Here is a 21,510-nt window from a genome sequence, read left to right as displayed (position 1 = left end):
CAGCATGGTCGCTATTTATCAGACAGCCTACCCGAGACTGAAGCAAGAATTTTCGCAAAAGGATCTGAATGAAGTCTACACACCAACGAGTAAGGAATTAAATTTCGCCATTAAGCACTGTAAGCGAAGTAGTGCCTCCTACCTTGGCTTGTTGGTACAACTGAAAATAGTACAACGATTGGGACGATTTGTGCCCATCAAAGATATTCCTACAGGCATTATCGAACACATTAAAAAGGCTGTTCGCAGTCGATCGTCTAAGACTGAATTGAATACATATTTCAGCTCAGGAGCTAAAGACCGGCATATTAAGTTGGTTCGGAAATACTTAGGGCTTAAACCCTACGATAATGACGCAACGGGTGTTTTGATTTTCCAATGGGCTTTAGAAGCCGCAAAAACCAAAGAGGCGTTGGCAGATATTATTAATGTCAGCTTGGAATATTTGGTTAAAGAAAAGTATGAGCTGCCCCCGTTCAGTGTACTTCAACGCTTATGTCAAAGTGCTCGCGCCGAGATAAACAATAGGTACTTTGACCTGCTGTCGAATTTTCTGAATTCTGAAGGTCGAGCGGCCGTCAATAAACTCTTGAATGCTTCAGGACCTGATAGTTATGGCTGGACTGATTTAAAGCACGAGGCAAAACGACCAACCCCACGAAATATTCAAGCGTACATTCGCTACTTGGAGTGGCTTTCGTCATTGCAAACTATGTTGCCAACTGACCTAGGGCTTCCTCCGACCAAGCATCGCCAGTACATTAACGAAGCTAAAGCTCTTGATCTAAAAGAAATAAAAAGACTCAAAAGTAACAAACGTTCGGCGTTGATGATTGTGTTAATTCGACATCAATACGCGCAAACTCTCGACAGTGCCGCACAGATTGTCATTAAAACGCTTCAAAAGATCGACCGCACAGCACAAAAAAACCTCGAAGAGTATCTGGCGCATCATCAGAAACAAACTGACAGGCTCATTTCCGTGCTGTCAGGGACGGTTAAAGTTTACCTTGATAAGCCCGATTCGGTATCCGCATTCGACCCTGTTCTCGCCAAGGACGGGAAGACAATACTGGAGATGTGCGATCAATACATGGCCTACGCGGGAAACAATTACTTACCCTTCATGGTACCGCTCTACAAGAAACAGCGGTCGGCATTATTTCGAGCCATAGAAATACTGAACTTAGAATCAGCCACTGAAGACAAAGACGTTTTGAAGGCGTTTGAATTTATCCGAGAGTGTAAAAATCGACGAACGGAACTACTCCAAATAAAAGAAAACCCTGAAGACCCAGATAGCAAAAATATTATTAATATTCGATGGGTGCGGGACAAGTGGTGGAAGCTGGTTACGGGTAAGGCATCAAAAACAGCTCACGTTACACACGTCAACAAACACAATTTTGAACTGTGTGTATTTGATCGTATTGCAGAAGAGTTGAGTACGGGCGACTTGTTTATTCCTCACAGTGAAACCTTCGACGACTACCGCGAACAAATGATTTCGTGGGAACAGTATGAAGAAGAATTGCCTGGTTATTGTAGTGAGCTGGGGTTGGTCGCCGGTGACACGGCTTTCACCGAAGCCTTGAAGGTGCAAATGAAAGAAGCCTGCGTCTTGGCTGATAGTGTGTTCCCAGATGACGAATACGTCCGAATAGAACAAGGCAAGTTAATTATCGGCAAGCCAAAATCTAACGAATCCTCAGCAGAAGTTGAAGCGATTGCACCGCTACTCGCGGAACGGCTTGAAAAAATCAATCTACTTGAGGTCATTATTAACGTAGAAAAATGGCTTTCTTTAAATGAACTATTCGGGCCACTGTCTGGATTTGAATCGCGTATCGATGACCCGTTATTGCGATTTGTCCTTTCTCTGTTTTGTTATGGCACCAACATTGGGCCGACTGAAACCGAACGATCAGTTCGAGGAATTAGCCGTAAGCAAGTTGCATGGCTCAATCTTAAACGAACGACACCAGAAAGGCTGGATAAAGCCATCGTTAAAGTGAATAACGCGTACAAAAAATTTGGTCTTATTGAGTGCTGGGGTTCGGGTAATAGTGTTTCAGCCGATGGTAAACTATGGGATCTTTATGAAGATAATTTATTATCAGAATATCACCTGAGATACGGTAGTTTCGGCGGTATTGCTTACTATCACGTATCAGATACCTATATTGCCTTGTTTAGCCACTTTATACCCTGTGGCGTGTATGAAGCGATCTATATCTTGGATGGACTCCTTAACGACGAATCCGATTTTAAACCCGATACAGTACATGGCGATACCCAAGCTCAATCCACACCCGTATTTGCACTGGCGTATCTGCTTGGAATCAAGTTGATGCCCCGCATTAGAAATATTAAGGATCTAACATTTTACAAGCCAGACAGGGAAATGGTTCTCCAGCATATACAGTCGTTATTTCATGAGCCAATACGATGGGATCGTATCGAGAAGCATTACCCAGATATGCTCCGAACAGCTATGTCGGTGAAGGCTGGAAAAATCACGGCATCAACCATATTGCGACGCTTCGGCACCAAGAACCGTAAAAACAAGCTGTATTTTGCCTTCCGAGAACTTGGAAGGGTGGTTCGTACAATGTTTTTATTGGAGTACATTACCGATGTCGACTTACGTAAAACAATCCAAGCAGCAACATGTAAGAGTGAGGAGTTTAATGAGTTTGCGAGATGGTTATTCTTTGCAAATGGCGGGAAAATCGCTGCCAATTTAAAGCATGAGCAAAACAAGATCGTAAAATACAATCATCTGCTTGCCAACGTCGCTATCCTGTATAACGTCAATGCCATGACCAAAGCTTTTAATGAATTACGAGAAGAAGGCTATGATATTAAACGTGAGCATATGGCCAAGTTCTCACCGTATCATACAGCGCACCTTGGAAGACTGGGGAGCTTTGAGCTTGATCTGACTAAAGCAGTGGTGCCAATTGGCTACAAACTTCAACCTGACTAAATATTCAATATAATCAGTGATTTACGATCGAAGTGGCTAAATCCAACACTTTTGCCGGCCGGACCTCTCGATCGCAGTGAGGGGGTGAGGCTGGCGCTTGGCCGCTCTCTATTGCTGATCTGGTATAGTAGTTGTTATCAAAAATAGCTGGTAGGACTTGAATTACGCGCAGCTACCTGTATTATGCGTAATTATGCAATTGGCGCGTAATCCCGCGTAAGTCACAAAACAAATATAGAGGTCCTTTTTATGGAAGGGTGGCACTATCCACGAACAGAGCTGGCAGAACAATACCTTGGCCTACTGGCCCTCGGTATCTCATCAAGCCTAGCGATCATAGCACCTCGACGTAAAGGAAAGACGCTATTCATTCTTCAGGATCTCGCGCCACTATCGCAGAAGAAAAACTACATCCCTGTCTATGCGAGTCTATGGCAAAACATCAATGCCCCCCATGAAGGACTGATCGCAGCCCTGGAAGATGCCATTGCGGCGCTCGATAAAAAAGCGACCTTCAGCCGGTTGCTCAACGCCAAAATCAAAAAGACCACCGTAAGCAACGAGCTGCTGGGGAAAATGGAAGTGGAGTTTGCCGACAATCCGAGTAAACCAACCAGCAAAGAACTCGCCTATCTCGATCAGTTACTCAGTATGCTGGTCGAAAAGGCTGGCAAGAAAACGGTTTTGCTACTGATTGATGAAGTGCAACATCTAACAACGTCCACCCAGTTTGACCCGCTTGCTCACACGCTCCGGACCATGCTGGACAAGCGCCAAGGCAAGGTAAAAAGCATTTTTACCGGCTCCTCCAGACACTATCTGGATCTGCTGTTGAACGAATCAAAGTCACCGTTCTACCACTTCGTTGAACAACACGATTTTCCAGACCTCGATGATCAATTCATTGAATTTCTGAGAGACAAGCTGGCCAAAAACCACCAGATCACTATTGCCATTCAACCATTACGCAAAGCCTTCCTGGACTTGGATCAGTCACCGTACTGGATGATGAAGCTGATCGCCCAAATGATTACCTTCAAGGCTACTGTTGAGGAAGCCTTGGAATATGTGCTTCAGCTTATGGAAGCAACCGAAGATTTCGAGGGCATATCAAAGAGACTGAAGCCGATCGACCGGCTTGTGTTTCTGGCGCTTTGCAAGGGTACAAACCCCTTCTCAAAAGAGCTAATGGCGAGAATAGACAAGGAAACCGATGTTAAAGGCGTCGCTTCTAATATCCAGCGAGCCATCAAGCGTCTATCGGAAGCCAGTCTAATCAGCCAGACCCGAAAGGACGGGTACAACATTGAAAAGCCCGGTTTGAAGCGCTACTTGGAACAGCAGCACCAATAAGAAGGAGTCTAACGGATGCAGACAACGGTTAAACGATGGTTCACCGACAAAGGATATGGATTTCTGCACAATGGGGGTGATGCCCCGGACATCATGGTCCACGCAAACGAACTGAAAAACTGCCAGTACTTGCGTCCAGGGAGGACAGTGGAATTTGAATGCCACATCAACAGCAAAGGCCTGGTGGCTAAAAACGTCAGACTGGTTCAAGACCAGCCTAAAGCCCCCAATCAACGCCATTCACAGCAGTATCCATTCCAAAGATCCGGCTATGGAAGGTACTAGCGCCATAAAAGGGTACATCCTCGATGACCCTTTTTTTATTGGTTTTCATTCGATGACCGGGATAATCCCACGCTACACAGGTCTATCCAAGACTTCTATGTGCAGGTGTCTCCTGGCTCGATGCTCATTCAGCAACCTGGTTTGCCGGGTTGCTAGTTTGGCACCTCGTAGTAACGTTTAAATAAACCACTCTTTATAGGAGAACATTCATGAAGTTATCTGCACTTTTCGGCTCTTTGGCCTTGGTTCTTATCGTTAGCGGCTGCGCCTCCAACCAGCACGTTTACTCTTCTGATGGCAAATGCCTGACCTGCTGGAACAACCCTATTACCGGCAAGCCCATCAACCATGATGGTAAAGCTAACCAGGAACAAACAGCACAGGAATCACAGGTAACCCAGACAACGACTACCGAAACTACCGTTGTAAATACCACTACCGCTAAGCCAACTGAGCACAAAATCGTATTTACCGTGCCAGTGAATGTGGATGTCGCGTTCCTCAAGATTAAGAAAGAATTCAACTACTACACCGAGCAGGAAATCCGTCAGGAGTGGGGGAGCATGGCCGAAGCCAAAATGCAGACTTTCGCCTACGCCTACGATGCTACTCCTTCGGTTTACTACCACATGCGTGCCGATCGCAACCACGATGGCATTCAGGCAATCATCGACAGCCAGATCGAGAAGCAGTCTGACAAGGAAAGCAAAATCACGATCACTTACTGGCTAAGAGATAAGTCTGTTAATGCCAGTCAGTTTGGCGAATCACTGAAAAATCGAACCAGAAAGGCATTAAACATCTAACCTAACTCAAAATTGCGTGATTGTAATCAATCACGCAAAACAATTTGTTGGGGGTTAAGCTTCGTGGAGAAAACGCTTATGTCGATTTCAGAGTTTGAAGGTATTTCTGTTTCAGCTAGAGAAGCCGAGAAAAAAACGAATGGTAAAAGAACCATTGATCGTATCGAAATAGAGATTTCGGATTCCTTGCCAATCAAACAAGAGTATGAAAATAGTCGCAGCGATTTTTTCCGAGGCATTAGTTTCAGTCTCTCTATTAACGATGCTGAAATATTGCTTGAGAAGCTTGGTGAAAAGCTTGGATACATTAAAAAACTGGAATCTCAGGGGCATATTTCGATAAAGAGATATGAGTAAAAAACCTTCTCAAACTTGGAGTGATGAATGATCAGAACAATAATTGGCTTCATACTGGGAGCTGTTGCGACCTTCTATACACTGCCCTTTATTGAGTCCGGAACCGGTAAACTGCCAAGACCGGCTATCGGTGACTGGTTTTCGTCTGACAATAACAATCACTCCTCAAACATCATCAACTCAGTACCACCTTCTGATTATCGCCAACATGCTGACAGCAAGCTTGCAGCAGAGGTCATGACGGCCATTTCCGTTACCAGAACACGCGCCCTCAATGACCAGACATCCGATTACGTTGTAAAGCTCATTACAAACCTGATTGAACGCGAACCAGGTATTCAGTCATTCGTCCGTGAGAGACTCGGAAACGGCCTGACAAATCGGGAGGCACTTGAGATCTTTGAAAAGTACTACTCGATCCAAGGATGAATCGTATGAAGGCCCTTATCGAAATCAATGTCTATGGCGGAAATACACTTTTAGCAACGCTCAAAAAGCATGATGACCTGCCAACTGGGATCTACTCCGACCGCCCGGTGAAGTCGCTGATTAATCTCACGCCGTGCGTGCAAGCCAATGTAAAGCTCCAGATAGAAACGGTCTCATTGAGTAATGATGACACTTCACTTCTGGTTAGCGATAAACGCCTCCAAGTATCAGAGATTCTTCAAACCCTGGGGGTGGAGAACTTCGTGGGCTTCGTAAAAGATGCAGAGCGTCACGGTTGGATAGTGGAAAAGTACATCGACGGTATTAACCAGTACTTCCATTTAGATCACAACAATCAGCCACTCTCAGCTCCTGCCATCTTATCGGAAAACATCCTTACCTTGTTTCTGTTCATTCTCATGGCAGCAACTCCTGCCGTAGTTTTGAAGTTTATGAGCAGTGGCTATTTGGGAAGTCCTTTCTGGGTGTTTGCCCTGTTCTTAGGGCTTACTTCAGTCGTGTATTTTCTCTCGTTCGGCGTCATGCAGTATATGAGGACCAGAGGGGAACCAATATTCTAAGGTGGCAACCATGACACAATACTCCATCGGTGATTGCGTTCTCGAACGTTCCGATCCTTTATTTGAAGAGGCGCTGGCCAGCGCCTACAAATCTCGCGAGCGCCCCTTGTGCCTTTGCTCAACTCCCGGCGTGCCAATGTATATTGCTCGCACCGGCGACAACAGCTATGTGCTGAAGCGAATGCCAAACAGTGGCCAACAGCATCATCCAGACTGTGATTCCTACGAGATCCCGGCTGAACTCTCCGGTCGTGGAGCCGTTGAGAACAAGGCTATTTCAGAAGACCAGGAAACAGGAATAACCAATCTGAAACTGGACTTCACCCTCTCAAAGGTTTCTCTGAATCGAACGATTAGCAAGGGTGAAACCAAAGAACCCACTGCGGTCAAAGCAGATCCAACCAAGCTTACCATCCGATCGCTGCTCCACTTCCTCTATGAAGATGCAGGCCTTAACAAGTGGGCACCAAACATGGAAGGCAAGCGCTCCTGGTATGTGATCAGAAAGTACCTCCTACAAGCAGCGCAAAACAAAGTCACCAGAAAACACCCACTAGGAGAAGCACTGCTGATTCCAGAGCAGTTTTCTCTGGACCACAAAGATGAAATTGTGGCCAGACGCAGACAGTTCCTATCCAAGCTGAAAAAGCAGGGCAACAAACAGCCTATGGGCATACTCATTGGCGAAGTGAAGACGATCGAAGAAGCCCGGTTTGGATTCAAGATGATCGTCAAGCATATGCCCGATACTCCGGTTTACATGGGAGAGGATGTTTACAAGCGAATAAATAAGGCCTTCTCCACTGAGCTTGCTTTTTTCCATGAAAATGAATCCATTCATTTGCTAACAATCTGTACTTTTCTTCTGAGCGCATCCGGCAGTCCCCAGGTGGATACCATCTCTTTCATGGCCGTGGATCGGAATTGGCTTCCCTTTGAAAACATAGAGGAGCTTGAACTCCTGGAGCGGCTCTGTACAGGGAAGCGTCATTTCATCAAAGGCTTACGCTACAACCTTGGATCGTCTGATGTCATAGCCTCGGTTCTTCTAACCGATACTGAAGGAAAACCTACGGCTGTTTACCTGGTTCCAGCAGGAGCGACAGAGAGCTATTACGACGAGCTGAACGCGGTTGTTAGTCATAGCGAGTTACCAAGTCAAATCCTTGATGTGAATCAGGAAGATACCCTTAGCGCCGTTTAAGAAGTAGGAATAACAATGAGAACACTCGACCAGAATCAAATAGAAAACATCTTCCAGGAGTTGAGAGACAATATTTCGCCTGAGCATGGTAAGGCAATCATTGGTCTAGATAATGTAAAGCCTTCACACCACGAATTTGAGAGCCTCGAATGGCGATACCGGTTAGGTGGATACACCGAAGCTCTATGCGCTTGCGACATCCTGAGCAATAGTGTTTATGAGTCTGCAATCGCTGAAATATTCGGCCAAAGGCCAAGGGATGGAGCAGACCGTCCTGGGCGAAAACATAAGTACAGCGTTGACATCAAAACGGAACAAAACAAGCAGTTCACGTTCGATGTGCCATCAATGAACCCACTCGATGCTTACTTTCAGCTCACCAAACGTATTGCTTATAAAACGATACCCGGTATCGTCTCTGTATTGGTATACGCTGGCTTTCATACTGATCGAAAACCTAATTCTTCACCTCTCAGATCCTTTGAGAAGGACGAGCTGGTATTTGTAAGCCTCGTTTAATCTATTCAAAGGAACGTGTCATTATGCTCATATTAACTCGGCGAATTGGTGAAACTCTCATGGTAGGCGACGACGTTTCCGTCACCATATTGGGGGTCAATGGTAACCAGGTACGAATCGGAATCAACGCACCAAAAAACATTGAGGTCCATCGCGAAGAGATATACCTCAGAATTCAGCGCGGTGATGAATATCAACCCTCCGATAACCTTGGCGGTGGTGAAAAAACGGGAAGTATCTCTGACATGGTTTACAGCAAAGGATATGGATTCATTTATTCACCGGGATTCGATGACAATATCTTCTTCCATGCTTCCGGTGTTGAAGATAACTTATTCAACGACCTCCACGAAGGTATGGATGTTTGCTTTTCAGTAGAGCGGGGCAATCGTGGCCTAGTCGCAACCGGAGTTAAGAAGGTATGAGAATCCTAGCTCCAGCGAAGTTTTTGTATTCATTTCTGATTGTTCTGTTCGCTTTAGTATCGCCGTATTCATTTGCTGAAAGCTTCATGGCGAAGGTTGTCGGTGTCTCCGATGGAGATACGGTAAATGTTTTGACAGATAAGCCGTGCAATTCCGGAAAAAACTGTAAAAGCGGCAAGATCCAGTATCGTGTTCGGTTGGCAGAAATTGATACGCCTGAGAAGAAGCAACCTTATGGCAGCCGTTCCAAACAGGCCTTATCGGATCTTGTGTTCGGACGCCTGGTAAAAGTCGATACTGTTGACACTGACAGGTATGGCCGCCTGGTAGCAAACCTTTATGTTGACGGGAAGTGGGTTAACGCCGAGCTTGTTAAATCTGGCAGCGCCTGGGTCTATCGCCAGTATGCAAAGTCTCCCTTACTCTTTGAATTTGAAAAGGATGCGCGAATCAACAAACGTGGCCTCTGGGGCCTACCTGAAGCAGATCGAATTCCACCTTGGGAATGGCGTAGGAATAGAAAATGAGTAACCAGATGATGGACGCTCTTACCTGTGCGCTGCTCCCTCAAGCGCTGAATCTTGCTGGTTAGTTCCGGTGACTTTGTAGGAAGCTTTAGGAATAGCGATCCCGTACCAAAAGATTCGCTTCGATACTCAGGTTTGCCGACCTGAGTATCGACCTCTATACATTTTCACTTTCCTCCTTATCCAATTGATCAATGTATTCCGCTACGGCCTTTGCCGTGCAGAACAGTCCTGCTCGTCCGTCTATTTTCTTCAATCGGAGCAATAACTTACCGTCATAGTGCGCCTTCTTCAGCGCATCTACCGTCTTGTACTTCAAAACGTCACGAATCTCTTCAAGCCCGAGCAGATGGCCATACTTGTTCGCGATTTCTTGCTCGCGTGAATACTGAATGATTAATGGGTATACGGATTTAATGGTTGATGGGGCACCTTCACCCCATCAATCTGATACCACCCTCAGATGGTTGATAGATCGACTCCGTAGTTGAGTTCCTCTGCGAAGTCCGGCAGTCCGTAACCGATGGTTTTCTTGTAGAAAGGAGAGACCTTCGCAGTCGGTGCCTTCTTCTTGTGCTTCGTGGTGTAGAGCATTCGTGCCCGCATCACCTCGAAGGAGTAACCGCGCCCTTCACGGTTCTTGTCCTTGGCCAGTCGGTTGATGGACTCCGTGTAAGCGTTGGTGACGGGCATGTCCGTCTCGAAGTAGGTCATGGTCTCTTCGCGCCAGTTTCCCACTGCCCTGACCAGATCGCTCCAGACTTCCTTTTGGCCCTTCGGGATGGTGGCTATCCACTCGTCCAGGGCGGCTTCTGCCTGGAGCCGTGTGGTGGCGTCCCAGATGCCGTAGAAGCGCTCCTTGTGCTCGTAGGCGGCCAGCAGTTGCGGGAACGCGCCTGTCCAGGTCTCCATGATGAGGCGCTCCCGGTCTGAGACTTCGTGAGCGCGTTTCAGCAGGATTTTCCGGTCTCCCTTGAGAGTCCGGCTCTGGGACGGTTTCAGCTCCTTTCTGAGGCCCTTGCGCACTCTCTCTAGGGCATCGTTGGCCATGCGCACCACATGGAACTTATCGACCACGATACGGGCCTGGGGCAGCACAGCCTTGACCGCTGCCCGGTAGGGGTTCCACATGTCCATGCTGACGATCTCGACCTTCTGCCGGTCTTTCAGCTTCATCAGGTAGTTGGTCACCACGTCCTGGCGGCGGGTGGCCAGCAGGTCGAGCAGGGTTCGCTCCTCAATGTTGGTCAGAATGCAGCGGTAGCGCTTGTTCAGGTATAGCTCGTCAATGCCCAGGATGCGGGGCGTCTCGAAGCGGTGCCAGCGCCCCAGGAACTCGGCGCGGGCGTTGAAGATGTCGCGCACCGTCTTCTCGTCCAGGCCGGTCTGTGCCGCCACAAAGGTGTAGGGGTGGTTGAAGGATTCCTTCTCCACGTACTCATGCAGCCGCAGTGTCATACGGAATCCGTCCACCATCTCCGGTAGCTGGGGCCTGAATGTTGTCTTGCAGGCCCGGCAGGTGTATCGGCGGCGGACCACCCAGAGAGTGACCCGCTTGCCGTGGATGGGCAGATCACGATAGGGAACGTCACGCTTGCCGAACCGTACGAACTCACCCTGCACGCCGCATTCCTCGCAGGCGATGGGATCGGGCACGTCCACCTGGAAGTGCATTTCGTCGTCGGTTGATTTGCAGCCCAGTACTTGGTATTGCGGCAGGTGAAGGATGTTGTCGGGAAGTTCGGTCATGGTGTTGTATAGGCGTAGGTGTCAGTCAGATCCATCCGGCTCGGCATTGGTGTTTGCTTTTTTACCCAACAAGCTGCTGGAAACGAAAAGTAAGGCACCGAGGACAATTGCAATATCAGCCAGGTTGAAGGCCGGCCAATGCCAGTCTCGCCAATAGAAATCAAAGGAATCCACAACATAGCCGCGAAAGACCCGGTCAATCAGGTTGCCCATGGCGCCACCGAGGATAAGACTGTAAGCGATGGCTTCTCCTTTATGACGATTTTCAAGGATCAGCTTGATCAGAAAAATCGAGACCACTACCGCGATTCCGATAAAAAAGTAGCGCTGCCAGCCTCCACCATTCGCAAAAAGACTGAATGCGGCACCGGTGTTCCATAGGTGCACCCAGTTAAAGAACGGGGTCACCGAAACATACTCGCCATAGGCCATTGATTGCTGCACCAGCCACTTTACAGCCTGATCAGACGCTGCCAGCAGGCCCGATATGGACAATAGGGCATACGGCGAGAGCTTTTTGCCAATAAGGGGTTCTGGGGACATCCCCGCCTAATGTAACACTTTTCGCTATATCCCATATAGCACAATGTCTCTCGGGGCACCTCAATATATATTTTCTGTAATAAATTTGAATTATAGTAAAATTTGGGTTTTGCGAGAAGCCTATGCCTAATTCAAAACGCCTGACGATACTTAACGAAGCGGAAGTTAAAGATTTATATGGCGTTCCTAGCCTGTCTCTGGAAGAAAAGCGCGTCAGTTTTGTGCTAAATGATATGGAGCAGGACATTATTCAATCCATCAGGGATCGAAGACATAAGTGCTATGCTATAGCGCTTATCGGTTATTTTAAAATCAAACCGATTCAACTCAATCCATCTTACAAAGAATTACAAGAAGATCTAGACTTTATCGCCAAAGAGTATTTCCCTAAATATAAAGTCCCACGTTTCAGTATTAGTCGTATGCAAAAAACACGCATCTACGACAAGATTTTACATCTACTGGACTTTAAAACATGGGATGTGGAACAACATCATAAGCCGCTGACCACCTATTTGCAGCAGCTTACTAAATCTTGGATTGAGCCTCGGTTTTTATTTGATGCTTGCACTGAATTCCTAGCGCGAAATTATATTGCTATCCCCAAATATACTGTACTTCAGCGAATTATCAGTCAGGAAATAAAACAGGAGCGTAATCGTATATCCAACGCATTAAAAATAGCGATACCTGCTGATTTGGCCACTACGTTGGCATCTTTAGTCGATGGAGAAAGCACACTAACGGTAACAGAACTGAAGCAGGCTGCGAAAAACTTTAATGCGTCTGAATTGGAAAAGGAGCTGAACGTTAATAAGCTGATCCAGCCTTGGATGACTCAGGTGGATCAAGTGGTATATGCTTTATCACTATCACAACAAAACCATCTGCATTATGCAGCGATGGTTGATTACTACTCTATCACTAAGCTTAAACGCTTCGACCGTGTCACGCAGCAGCTTTATTTACTCTGTTACCTTCAGCAGCGTGCACAAATTAATATTGAGCGCCTAGCTGATGGATTTATTTATCATGCTCGAAAATTACGTGAAAAAGCCAAATTGTATGCTAAGGAGATGGCCTATGCAGACTGGGAAGGTGCGGTAGCCAATATCAGCAAAGCTGGCGAATTATTATACTTTTTTATTGACGATACCATTGATGACCAAGTGTCATTTCGAGAAATAAAACAACAGGTACAAGGGTTACTTGGAGAGCGGGAAATAGAATCATTGTGTTTGTATCTGAAAAAGCAAAAGCGCACAAAAAATGATTACATATGGGAGTTTTATGATAAACAACGAGAGTTGGTCGAGCACCTAATACGCCCCCTCTTTTTATGCCTGACGTTTGAGGGAGCCGACAATACCAAGGTGTTAGCTGAACAGCTAAATAGCATGAAAAATGAGTTCTTAGAGGCTGGTAAGTTAGCGTCTACAGATCGGCGGCTAATTAAGGTCAACCAACACTTGTATGTGATTGATGAGGATAACAACATACTTCTGGAGCGTTACGAGATCATGCTGTATTTGTTAGCTCAGAATAAACTTGATGGCCAACTATTTATACCCACAGCCATCAAATTCCGAGCATTACACGATGATCTCGTTTGCGATTTCTCATGGGCACAGAAAAACAAACTCCTTAAAGATTCTATGCTAGACAGCATGAATACAGAGCCTTCCAAGTTTGTTAGGTCGATGGAGCAGAAGATGAGCGAAAAGTTGCAACGGGTTTGTCAGCGTATTGATGATGGTGACAATCGAAATGTAATACTGCGCAATCGCTCGGGCAAAACGCAGTGGAGATTGCCGTATTCAGGCACGAAATCGGCTTTAAACAATCCCTTTTTTGCGCGCATGAAACCAATTAATATTACCGATGTACTGCGCTTCGTTCATCAGGAAACAGGGTTTTTACAGTACTTCGAACACGTCCGTCAATTACAGTCTGGACAGACCGGCCATTTAAATGATTTGCTGGCAGCCATTATTGGCAATGGCACTTATTACGGCTTGCATGGCATGGCCAGTATCTCCGATCGCTCATATGATCATCTTCGCACAGTACAAGCAAATTATCTGCGACCTGAAACGCTAAACCTCGGTAATGATGCAATTAACGATGCGACTGCGAAATTATCCATCTTCAAACATTACAATATTCAAGAAGGACTCATCCATGCCAGCGCCGATGGGCAGAAATTTGAATCACGGTTAGAGACGTTTAAAACCCGTTATTCATCCAAATATTTTGGTACCAACAAAGGGCTGACATCGATGAACCTGATAGCCAACCATGTAGCCTTGAATGCACAAATTATCGGTGCCAACGAACATGAATCACACTTTATTTTAGACCTGCTTCATAACAATACCTCTGAAATTAAGCCGGACATATTATCCACCGATACACATGGTGTTAATCATGTGAACTTTGCCTTGCTGGACTTGTTTGGGTACACATTTGCACCCCGTTATGCCCAGTTTGGAACAGTAATATCAGATCTTTTTGATGTGAGAGAGGGGGAAGAAAACAAGGCGACACTCTCGTTGAAAAAGCCTATCAATACCACGTTAATTGTCGATGAGTGGGATAGTATTCAACGGATCATAATATCGTTACAGCAAAAGACGATAACGCAGGCAATGCTTGTGAGAAAGCTTTCTGGCTACAGTCAAAACCACCCTTTACTGAAAGCGTTAACTGAGTACAACCGAATGCTCAAGGCCATGTATTTATTAGACTATATTGATGACGCCAGCCTAAGAACTTATGTCCAACGAGCTTTGAATCGCGGGGAAGCCTATCATCAATTACGTCGCGCTATTGCTCATGTAAATGGAAATCGTTTTCAAGGAAAGTCAGACGATGAAATCGTCTTATGGAACGAATGTGCAAGGCTTTTAACGAACGCCATTATCTATTTTAATTCGCTGATCTTGAGCCGATTACTAGAGCACTTTAAGGCAGAGGGTGACGATCAAAAATTGGAAATCATTAAGCAAGTTTCACCAGTGGCATGGCATAATATAAACTTGAACGGAACTTACAGCTTTAGCTTTGAACAAAACTTACTTGATTTAGATGAAATTATGCAATCAATAGTACAGAATGAAAATTAAGAGGCCTGTGAATGTCATGTTAGCTGTGGGTTGTAGCGATAAGTGTTACATTAGGCGGGGATGTCCCCAGAACCCCATAATGGTAAGTCTACTTTATTAGTCAAAATTTGCTCACTTTAGTTCAAATTATTTATTATTATTCAAATAATGGAATAATAATAATTTAGCTTTACTACTAAATATAATATTTTTATCCTTAGCAGTTCTAAACTCTTCTACCGCATACATTGTCGTACTGTTTACCACCAATACCTTAAATTCTAAATAGCTTGTCATTCTGTGATAAAGCTAAAGCACGATACTCTGGCTTATCTAGCTCATCTGGTAATTTATCCCTAAGTATTGGTACAACAAACTGACAATTTGCATCGATGACTTCCCTGACGAGACCAATAATTTGATTATCATCCACAACTTCCATTTGGTCATGTAAGATGAAATGCAGGTTGGGTATTTGTTCTTTATCTGAAAACTTAACATAGGCAATATCAAAGGCAGCAATTTCACCTTTTTTCTTACCTGTTCCTGTTTGCCCATTTAGAGAGTCAATGTACAATTTATAAAAAGAGGATTCGGATTTCTTAGCTTTCTCAAACGTGGCGCTCATAGCAAACTTTTCACCATATAATCTTTGAGATATATCAGAGAAAAATCCGTTAAACGAGGATACACGCTCCTGTATAAGATCGTTTAAGCTAAATATTGAGGCATCTATAACAGATAAGTCTTTTTCAATTCTGGTCAATATTGCTTTTGTTTTCTGTAATTGATCCGACTTTTCTTCTAATCGGCCTTTTTGCTCATACATCCCATTCAGTTCAGTGATTATTACTTGCAGCTCATCAACAGCGTCCGCTTTTTGCAACGAATCCACAAACTGCTGCTCTTTACTTAAGTTAAGTTGTATGTCGGAAACTGTTTTTATTAGTTGCTCCCGAAGGCTTGGCAATTCTTCAGTTACATAATGAATTTTTTCAGAAATCATTTGATTGTGGAATGCAACAATGTCTTCGTAGCTCTTCTGGAGATCAGGAATGATCACCTTCGCCTGTGAATATAACTCAGCAATTTGAGATATCTCTTCATTTGCGATATCTCTCTCTAGTTCAACTCGGCTTTCTTCAATTAGCTCTTTTCTAAGGCTTAGTTGACTCTGCTTAGCGTATAGTGAATTCAAGCGAGCTCTCACTTTATTTAGTGACTTTAAATCATTTTCATAATCTTCATTGATATTAAAGTTATGCTTTTTTTTCTCTAACTGTTCGATATCACGCTCAACAATATTTAAAAATTGCTGTATTTTAGATTCACTATTATCTGAAATTAAACGCTTATACAGTGTATCTTCAATTCTCTTTTCTTCTAACAAGCTACGTTTTTTCTCGGCGCTAGGATAATTAACGCCCAACCAAAATAAATATAACGCTTCATACTCTTCAGGCTTGCCAAAATTACCAAGCACCCTGACAGTATTTTCTAATCGCTCGGCTTCATCTCGTATGTTTTTAGCTTTCAACTGTTTGAAGGTAGGTTTATCTTCCTCATAACCCAAAATAAGTCTTTTAAGCTCGCTGTCTAGATCTTTTACCTTAACTGTTTGCTCATTAATTTCTAATATTTTTTTACGGTTACTTAAAAAATTTCTACGTATCTCAATTTGTCTCGAAAATGGATCATCAAGGTCATCTCTTAACTGAAGTGTAATAACAACACCATTGTCTATAAGAAAAGCTTTAACCTCTTCATTGAGGTTATTTTTAAACTCTTTACTTTGGTAGATACCTTTATCTGAACCACCTAGGCAAAAGTTAATTAACCGTATGACGGTGGTTTTTCCAATGTTATTACCTGATTGCTTTTCACTTCCTTCGGATGATTTAGTTTCATCAACGATGAAATTTATCCCTTGACGTGGTTTAATAGATTCCACTACCCCAGTTAAGAGATAATAGTCTTAACTGGAGATAATAAAATGACACGTAAAAAATATTCAAAAGAATTTAAACAAGATGCAATAGCCTTAGTAAATGAACAAGGTTATTCTCAAGCAGAAGCTGCCAGAAATCTTGGGATTAACTCCAATATGATTGGCCGCTGGATTAAAGAAGCAGAGAATGATGATGGCTATGCTTTTCGGGGCAATGGTAAGTTAACGCCTGAACAGCTTGAATTACGTAACCTTCGTGAAGAAAATAAACGCTTGAAGATGGAGCGCGATATATTAAAAAAAGCGACGGTCTTCTTTGCCAAGGAAACGAAATAAAATATTCGTTCATTACCCAACATAAGAAGATCTGGCCGGTCACAGTAATGTGCCGAATATTAGGGGTAGAAAGTAGTAATTATTACAGCTTTCAAAAAAGAAATTGTGACAGGTACAAGCCTGAACCCGAAAAAGAAGAAATGCTAAGGTGGGTAAAAGATATCGCTAAGTTCAGTGATAACACCTATGGCGCAAGACGAATGAAAAAGGTGCTCAATGCCTTGAGCTTTCCTGTGAGCCGCAGAAAAACGAAAGCACTAATGCAAGAAGCTGGTGTTTGGGTTCGTTACAAACGTAAATTCAAATCAACGACAAACAGTGAGCATAAAAAGCCTGTTTATGGCAATGAATTAGCGCAGCAATTTGATGTAGAGAAACCGAATCAAGCGTGGGTACAGGATATTACCTACATTTGGACAAATGAAGGCTGGTTATATCTGGCGGTCGTTATTGACTTGTACTCGCGTAAAGTAGTTGGCTGGAGCATGAGTTCAAGAATGAAAGCACAACTGGTTTGTGACGCGTTAGAGATGGCCATATGGCAACGAAAGCCAAAGGCAGGGTTAATTGTTCATTCCGATCAAGGTATTCAGTATGCTAGTAAGGCTTACCGTACATTGATTAAAAGCAATCAATTTGTAGGTAGTATGAGCCGTAAAGGTTGCTGTTGGGATAATGCGGCTGTAGAAAGTTTTTTCGGCAGTTTAAAACAAGAACGAGTTCATTGGAAAAGTTACCAAACACGGTTTGATGCTCAGCAAGATATATTGAATTATATTAGTATGTGGTATAACAGCCACAGATTACATTCTTATTTGGATTATAAAAGTCCAAATAATTTTGAAGCTGGCAACGATAGTTTAGGGTTTGATTTAAAAATGGTTGCTTAACTGGGGTACGTGAATTTGGTTGACCAGGTCAGTTCCTGATTAGCCTCTACTAACTATGAACTATTAGAGACTAAATATGTGAATCCCTATTCACTGCAAATTAATTGTAGTAGCTCAGACCTGATCTGACAGTTACCCGATTTTTAGGGTGCCTTGTCAGCTTAGATTTGAGCTAAATTCTTTTCGGCCCAAATCGATTTCCCATCAAGTAATGTTTCTAGTGGTGTCCGCCCACAACATTTTTTACCTTGATGAGTTCGTTCATTGTTATAGTATTCTATCCATTCGTCTAGATCTTTTTGCAATTCCTCCATCGTTGAGTAGATTTTTTTCCTAAATGTTATTTGATAAAACTCGTTTAAGATCGTTTTATGGAACCGTTCACAGATCCCATTGGTTTGTGGTGACATCGCTTTTGTTTTCGTATGGTCAATATCATTAATCGCTAGGTATAGCTGATAATCATGATGTTCTACACGACCACAATACTCAGTACCTCTATCAGTTAATATCCGCAGCATTGGCAGCTCATGAGCCTCGAAATAAGGTAGAACCTTATCATTTAGCATATCAGCGGCAGTGATTGGTGTTTTGGTAACGTAGAGCTTAGCAAACGCTATTTTGCTATAGGTATCGACAAAGGTTTGTTGGTAAATACGTCCAACGCCTTTTAGGTTACCTACGTAAAAGGTATCCTGCGAGCCAAGATATCCAGGGTGAGCCGTTTCGATTTCACCACAAGCTTCATCGTCGTGCTTTTTCTTCTCTAACGCAGCAACTTGCGCATCGTTAAGAATAAGCCCTTCATTGGCAAACTTATCTTCTAATGCTTTAAGTCGCTTTTTGAAGTTTTCTAGGTTATTACGCAGCCAGATAGAGCGAACACCACTGCCAGAGACAAAGATACCCTGTTTACGTAATTCATTACTGGTTCTGTGCTGGCCATGAGCGGGTTGTTCAACGGCATAAGCTATAACAGCTTTTTCTGTTTCTTCATCAACACGATTTTTGATATTTGGAGTGCGTCGATTCTTTTCAATTAACGCATCGATACCACCTTCTTCAACAAGCTCTTGATAACGATAAAATGTGTCTCTTGATACGCCCATCACTTTACAGGCTCTTGAAACATTATTTAATTCTTCAGCTAAGTTTAATAAACCCGCTTTGTGTTTAATGATTGGATTGTTAGTATGCAACATGAGAGTTACCTTTTTTTGTTTAAATTAAAGATTCGACACCTTTAATAAAAACGGGTAACTCTCAACTTTTCAAGTCGATGTGTCAGATTAAGTCGGAACTAATACAAATTAATAATTATACAATCCTCTTGGTATCATCCAACAAAAATAGTGTCCTTAAGCTAACATTTTAATGGTTGCTTGGGCGGCAATAGTTCCTGAGCCTATTGCGCCGCTAATAAAACCTCGCCATCCCTTACTGAAATCTGTACCGGCAAAATGTACACGACCTTCTGGTTTATAAACATCATCGCTATATTTTTTAATCCAGTTAGGCTTATAAGTACCATATGCACCTTGAGAATATGGGTCATTAACCCAGTCATAAGCAACACTACTAATAACTTCTACGCCGGGTAAAAATTCTCGTAAAGCGTCTTGAATCGCTTCGTCATCCATATAATCTAATTTGTTATTGGTTAAGAACCCGTTAACGATAGTGTGCTCTGAAGTTTGTTTATAGACACCAAAATACGGCAATTGATCTGTTGATGCTGCCACACCACTCACATTACCAATATCGCCTTTGATTTCAGCATTAAACATCTGACCATTGGTACCGGAATTACGTTCTTTGAAAATAGCGCTTTTACCTTTATTTAAAGCTGGAATAAACTCAATATCACCAATCACATTACTCGGTAATGCAGATACAACCGCGCCCGCAGTAATTGAAGTACCATCTTGTAAGGTGATCACGGCGTGATCTTTTTTACTTTCAATACGTTTAACATGAGTAGACATACGAACTTCAAAATCACCATCTTTAACAATGGCATCAAGTAATGCTTTGGTGCCTTCCTTAATTTTATATTGACCAATAGCTCCAGCAAAACTGGGATAATTCCAGTTACTCAGCGCCCAAATCCTTAACATTTCATTAAAAGAAGCATCTTTAGTTTCACCGGCAGCCAAAATTCCAAGAAAACTATCAAGACCCGCTCGTTGTATCGGATTTAATTTCATTTCATTTAAACGATCTGCAACACTTAAATGGTCGCGCTTATCAATGGCTGCTTTTGTGTAGCTTGCATCATAAGGTCTATTCCAACTGGTAATTGACTCTTGCATAAATTCATTGAAGGCTTCGAGAATACCAATCATGTCATCTGTTTGGGCTTCAATAACCTTACCATCGGCTGTTTTAATAAATGTTTTGTCAGCAGCCATCAAAGGTACTTCCATGAGTTCAAGGCCATAGCGTTGAATTTCAGTCCACACTTCTGGCTGTAACCAGTGTACTAAAGAGCCGCCTAATTCAATTTTATGTCCGGCAAATTCAGAAGTAAATGTTCGACCACCCAATCGATTTCTTGCTTCTAACACCAAGGTTTTATAACCCGATTTTTGTAAATCACGTGCCGCCGTAACTCCTGCAAAGCCGCCGCCAACAACAATAGCATCATAGTCATAATTTGTTTTTTGTTGTTTATTATCGCAGGCATTAGCAGTTAAGCTTGTTACCATGCCCGCACCAACGACTGTGCCTAAACTTAATGAACCCGCACTCTTTAGAAGCTTTCTGCGGTTTAGTGTTAATTTTCCATCATTTTTCATCGTAACAATTCCTTATTTTGACTTATGTTCTATATAACAAACAACGGCAGCACGAGATTTTTCATTTCTTAAACCTGCAAATGGCATAGTTGTGCCCGGAATTTTTTGCATAGGATTCAGCAAAAATTCATTTAACTGCTGTTTAGACCAGATTAATTTGCTTGAGCTCATTGCCTCTGAGTAGATAAAATCTTCTAAAGACCCCGACTCTCTGTTGATAACGCCATGAAGGCTTGGCCCCATTAAGTTAGTTTTAGGTTCGAGCGAATGGCATGCTGCACATTTGGTGTAAATTTTTTCACCTTTTTTTAAATCACACTCTTGAGCATAAGACTGAGAAATCACACCTATATTTAATAAAGTGAAGATTAATATATTGAATTTCATTTTTTTCATGGTAGTAGCCTCTTAAATAAGTTTTAAAAAAGGGAGGATAGATGCCACTTTCGTGGCATCTGTTAGAACTATACGGTTAGAATGAAACCGTTAACTCTGCGCCAAAACTTACCGGTTGCCCAGTATGCGCAATAATACCACCAGCTGATCCTGCCCGCCAACAGTGGACACGCTATTAAGCGACGTTCTTCGCCTCAAATGCTTCTGGGCTAATAAAGCCGTTGGCACTGTGTCGGCGGGTTCGATTGTAGTCCACTTCGATATACTGGAA

19 protein-coding genes are annotated in these 21,510 nt (G+C 43.4%); 13 read left to right on the top strand and 6 right to left on the bottom strand.

Annotated elements, in window-relative coordinates:
* The first annotated feature begins 4 nt into the window (after positions 1-4).
* From KOI40_RS18000 to KOI40_RS17950, 11 genes are all read left to right on the top strand, one after another.
* On the top strand, positions 5-2,989 hold the full coding sequence (locus KOI40_RS18000; RefSeq protein ID WP_159268301.1) for a Tn3 family transposase: 2,985 nt from the start codon (positions 5-7) through the stop codon (positions 2,987-2,989).
* A gap of 249 nt (positions 2,990-3,238) precedes the next feature.
* Entirely contained in the window at positions 3,239-4,342 is a 1,104-nt protein-coding gene (locus KOI40_RS17995) for an ATP-binding protein (RefSeq protein WP_216098939.1), read from the top strand.
* Between the two features lie 15 nt (positions 4,343-4,357).
* On the top strand, positions 4,358-4,627 hold the full coding sequence (locus KOI40_RS18780; protein ID WP_004748900.1) for a cold-shock protein: 270 nt from the start codon (positions 4,358-4,360) through the stop codon (positions 4,625-4,627).
* A 209-nt stretch (positions 4,628-4,836) separates the two neighbouring features.
* Positions 4,837-5,433 carry a hypothetical protein gene (locus KOI40_RS17985; RefSeq protein WP_216098938.1) on the top strand — a complete coding sequence of 199 codons (597 nt, stop codon included), beginning with the start codon at positions 4,837-4,839 and terminating at the stop codon, positions 5,431-5,433.
* Between the two features lie 78 nt (positions 5,434-5,511).
* Positions 5,512-5,790 carry a hypothetical protein gene (locus KOI40_RS17980; protein ID WP_216098937.1) on the top strand — a complete coding sequence of 93 codons (279 nt, stop codon included), beginning with the start codon at positions 5,512-5,514 and terminating at the stop codon, positions 5,788-5,790.
* Positions 5,791-5,817: 27 nt separating this feature from the next.
* Positions 5,818-6,219 carry a hypothetical protein gene (locus KOI40_RS17975; RefSeq protein WP_004748902.1) on the top strand — a complete coding sequence of 134 codons (402 nt, stop codon included), beginning with the start codon at positions 5,818-5,820 and terminating at the stop codon, positions 6,217-6,219.
* A 5-nt stretch (positions 6,220-6,224) separates the two neighbouring features.
* Complete coding sequence (locus KOI40_RS17970) at positions 6,225-6,800, top strand: hypothetical protein (protein WP_216098936.1); 576 nt, start codon at positions 6,225-6,227, stop codon at positions 6,798-6,800.
* Between the two features lie 10 nt (positions 6,801-6,810).
* Entirely contained in the window at positions 6,811-8,004 is a 1,194-nt protein-coding gene (locus tag KOI40_RS17965) for a DUF1173 domain-containing protein (RefSeq protein ID WP_140591009.1), read from the top strand.
* A gap of 15 nt (positions 8,005-8,019) precedes the next feature.
* Positions 8,020-8,523 (top strand): hypothetical protein, encoded by a 504-nt coding sequence (locus KOI40_RS17960; protein WP_216098935.1) that lies wholly within the window; start codon positions 8,020-8,022, stop codon positions 8,521-8,523.
* A 23-nt stretch (positions 8,524-8,546) separates the two neighbouring features.
* Entirely contained in the window at positions 8,547-8,948 is a 402-nt protein-coding gene (gene csrA, locus KOI40_RS18530) for a carbon storage regulator CsrA (RefSeq protein WP_216098934.1), read from the top strand.
* Positions 8,945-9,475: a thermonuclease family protein gene (locus KOI40_RS17950; RefSeq protein ID WP_216098933.1), complete on the top strand. Its 531-nt coding sequence runs from the start codon at positions 8,945-8,947 to the stop codon at positions 9,473-9,475. Before csrA ends, KOI40_RS17950 begins: the two co-directional genes overlap by 4 nt.
* A gap of 459 nt (positions 9,476-9,934) precedes the next feature.
* On the opposite strand, the gene KOI40_RS17945 is transcribed toward KOI40_RS17950, so the two are convergent.
* Both KOI40_RS17945 and lspA read right to left on the bottom strand, forming a co-directional pair.
* Positions 9,935-11,224: an ISL3-like element ISPpu12 family transposase gene (locus KOI40_RS17945; protein WP_004574636.1), complete on the bottom strand. Its 1,290-nt coding sequence runs from the start codon at positions 11,222-11,224 to the stop codon at positions 9,935-9,937.
* 21 nt (positions 11,225-11,245) lie between these two features.
* Positions 11,246-11,767, bottom strand: a complete 522-nt coding sequence (gene lspA, locus KOI40_RS17940; RefSeq protein ID WP_216098932.1) for a signal peptidase II — start codon at positions 11,765-11,767, stop codon at positions 11,246-11,248.
* A gap of 122 nt (positions 11,768-11,889) precedes the next feature.
* Here lspA and KOI40_RS17935 point away from each other — a divergent pair, with 122 nt between their 5' ends.
* The gene (locus KOI40_RS17935; RefSeq protein WP_216098931.1) at positions 11,890-14,892 is read left to right on the top strand and encodes a Tn3 family transposase; all 3,003 of its coding nucleotides are present in this window, start codon (positions 11,890-11,892) and stop codon (positions 14,890-14,892) included.
* A 253-nt stretch (positions 14,893-15,145) separates the two neighbouring features.
* On the opposite strand, the gene KOI40_RS18960 is transcribed toward KOI40_RS17935, so the two are convergent.
* Positions 15,146-16,822 (bottom strand): DUF2326 domain-containing protein, encoded by a 1,677-nt coding sequence (locus KOI40_RS18960; protein WP_216098930.1) that lies wholly within the window; start codon positions 16,820-16,822, stop codon positions 15,146-15,148.
* Positions 16,823-16,864: 42 nt separating this feature from the next.
* On the opposite strand from KOI40_RS18960, the gene KOI40_RS17925 reads away from it, so the two are divergent.
* Positions 16,865-18,045, top strand: a protein-coding gene (locus tag KOI40_RS17925) for an IS3 family transposase (RefSeq protein ID WP_216098929.1) whose coding sequence is annotated in 2 segments (ribosomal slippage) — positions 16,865-17,123 and positions 17,123-18,045 — 1,182 coding nt in all. Because the reading frame shifts where the segments join, the coding sequence is not laid out codon by codon here.
* 161 nt (positions 18,046-18,206) lie between these two features.
* Here the strand turns inward: KOI40_RS17925 and KOI40_RS17920 are convergent.
* The 3 genes from KOI40_RS17920 to KOI40_RS17910 form a co-directional block, all read right to left on the bottom strand.
* The gene (locus KOI40_RS17920) at positions 18,207-19,247 is read right to left on the bottom strand and encodes an IS481 family transposase (protein WP_216098928.1); all 1,041 of its coding nucleotides are present in this window, start codon (positions 19,245-19,247) and stop codon (positions 18,207-18,209) included.
* A gap of 156 nt (positions 19,248-19,403) precedes the next feature.
* A complete protein-coding gene (locus KOI40_RS17915) occupies positions 19,404-20,843 on the bottom strand; it encodes a flavin monoamine oxidase family protein (RefSeq protein ID WP_216098927.1) in 1,440 nt (479 codons plus the stop codon).
* Positions 20,844-20,855: 12 nt separating this feature from the next.
* The gene (locus KOI40_RS17910; protein WP_216098926.1) at positions 20,856-21,239 is read right to left on the bottom strand and encodes a c-type cytochrome; all 384 of its coding nucleotides are present in this window, start codon (positions 21,237-21,239) and stop codon (positions 20,856-20,858) included.
* Positions 21,240-21,510: the final 271 nt, after the last annotated feature.

This window comes from Pseudomaricurvus albidus (assembly GCF_018863235.1).
GTDB lineage: Bacteria > Pseudomonadota > Gammaproteobacteria > Pseudomonadales > Cellvibrionaceae > Pseudomaricurvus > Pseudomaricurvus albidus.
Note: the sequence above shows the minus strand (reverse complement) of the source record. Positions and strands in the feature narration are given on the sequence as shown.

Bases quoted from the DNA above. Each gene is read 5' to 3' on its own strand.
- KOI40_RS17975 (WP_004748902.1), top strand. From the start codon at position 5,818: ATGATCAGAACAATAATTGGCTTCATACTGGGAGCTGTTGCGACCTTC.
- KOI40_RS17980 (WP_216098937.1), top strand. From the start codon at position 5,512: ATGTCGATTTCAGAGTTTGAAGGTATTTCTGTTTCAGCTAGAGAAGCC.
- KOI40_RS17920 (WP_216098928.1), bottom strand. From the start codon at position 19,247: ATGTTGCATACTAACAATCCAATCATTAAACACAAAGCGGGTTTATTA.
- KOI40_RS17950 (WP_216098933.1), top strand. From the start codon at position 8,945: ATGAGAATCCTAGCTCCAGCGAAGTTTTTGTATTCATTTCTGATTGTT.
- KOI40_RS18780 (WP_004748900.1), top strand. From the start codon at position 4,358: ATGCAGACAACGGTTAAACGATGGTTCACCGACAAAGGATATGGATTT.
- KOI40_RS17935 (WP_216098931.1), top strand. From the start codon at position 11,890: ATGCCTAATTCAAAACGCCTGACGATACTTAACGAAGCGGAAGTTAAA.
- KOI40_RS17915 (WP_216098927.1), bottom strand. From the start codon at position 20,843: ATGAAAAATGATGGAAAATTAACACTAAACCGCAGAAAGCTTCTAAAG.
- KOI40_RS17945 (WP_004574636.1), bottom strand. From the start codon at position 11,224: ATGACCGAACTTCCCGACAACATCCTTCACCTGCCGCAATACCAAGTA.
- KOI40_RS18000 (WP_159268301.1), top strand. From the start codon at position 5: ATGGTCGCTATTTATCAGACAGCCTACCCGAGACTGAAGCAAGAATTT.
- KOI40_RS17960 (WP_216098935.1), top strand. From the start codon at position 8,020: ATGAGAACACTCGACCAGAATCAAATAGAAAACATCTTCCAGGAGTTG.
- KOI40_RS17985 (WP_216098938.1), top strand. From the start codon at position 4,837: ATGAAGTTATCTGCACTTTTCGGCTCTTTGGCCTTGGTTCTTATCGTT.
- KOI40_RS17910 (WP_216098926.1), bottom strand. From the start codon at position 21,239: ATGAAAAAAATGAAATTCAATATATTAATCTTCACTTTATTAAATATA.
- KOI40_RS17965 (WP_140591009.1), top strand. From the start codon at position 6,811: ATGACACAATACTCCATCGGTGATTGCGTTCTCGAACGTTCCGATCCT.
- csrA (WP_216098934.1), top strand. From the start codon at position 8,547: ATGCTCATATTAACTCGGCGAATTGGTGAAACTCTCATGGTAGGCGAC.
- KOI40_RS17995 (WP_216098939.1), top strand. From the start codon at position 3,239: ATGGAAGGGTGGCACTATCCACGAACAGAGCTGGCAGAACAATACCTT.
- KOI40_RS17970 (WP_216098936.1), top strand. From the start codon at position 6,225: ATGAAGGCCCTTATCGAAATCAATGTCTATGGCGGAAATACACTTTTA.
- lspA (WP_216098932.1), bottom strand. From the start codon at position 11,767: ATGTCCCCAGAACCCCTTATTGGCAAAAAGCTCTCGCCGTATGCCCTA.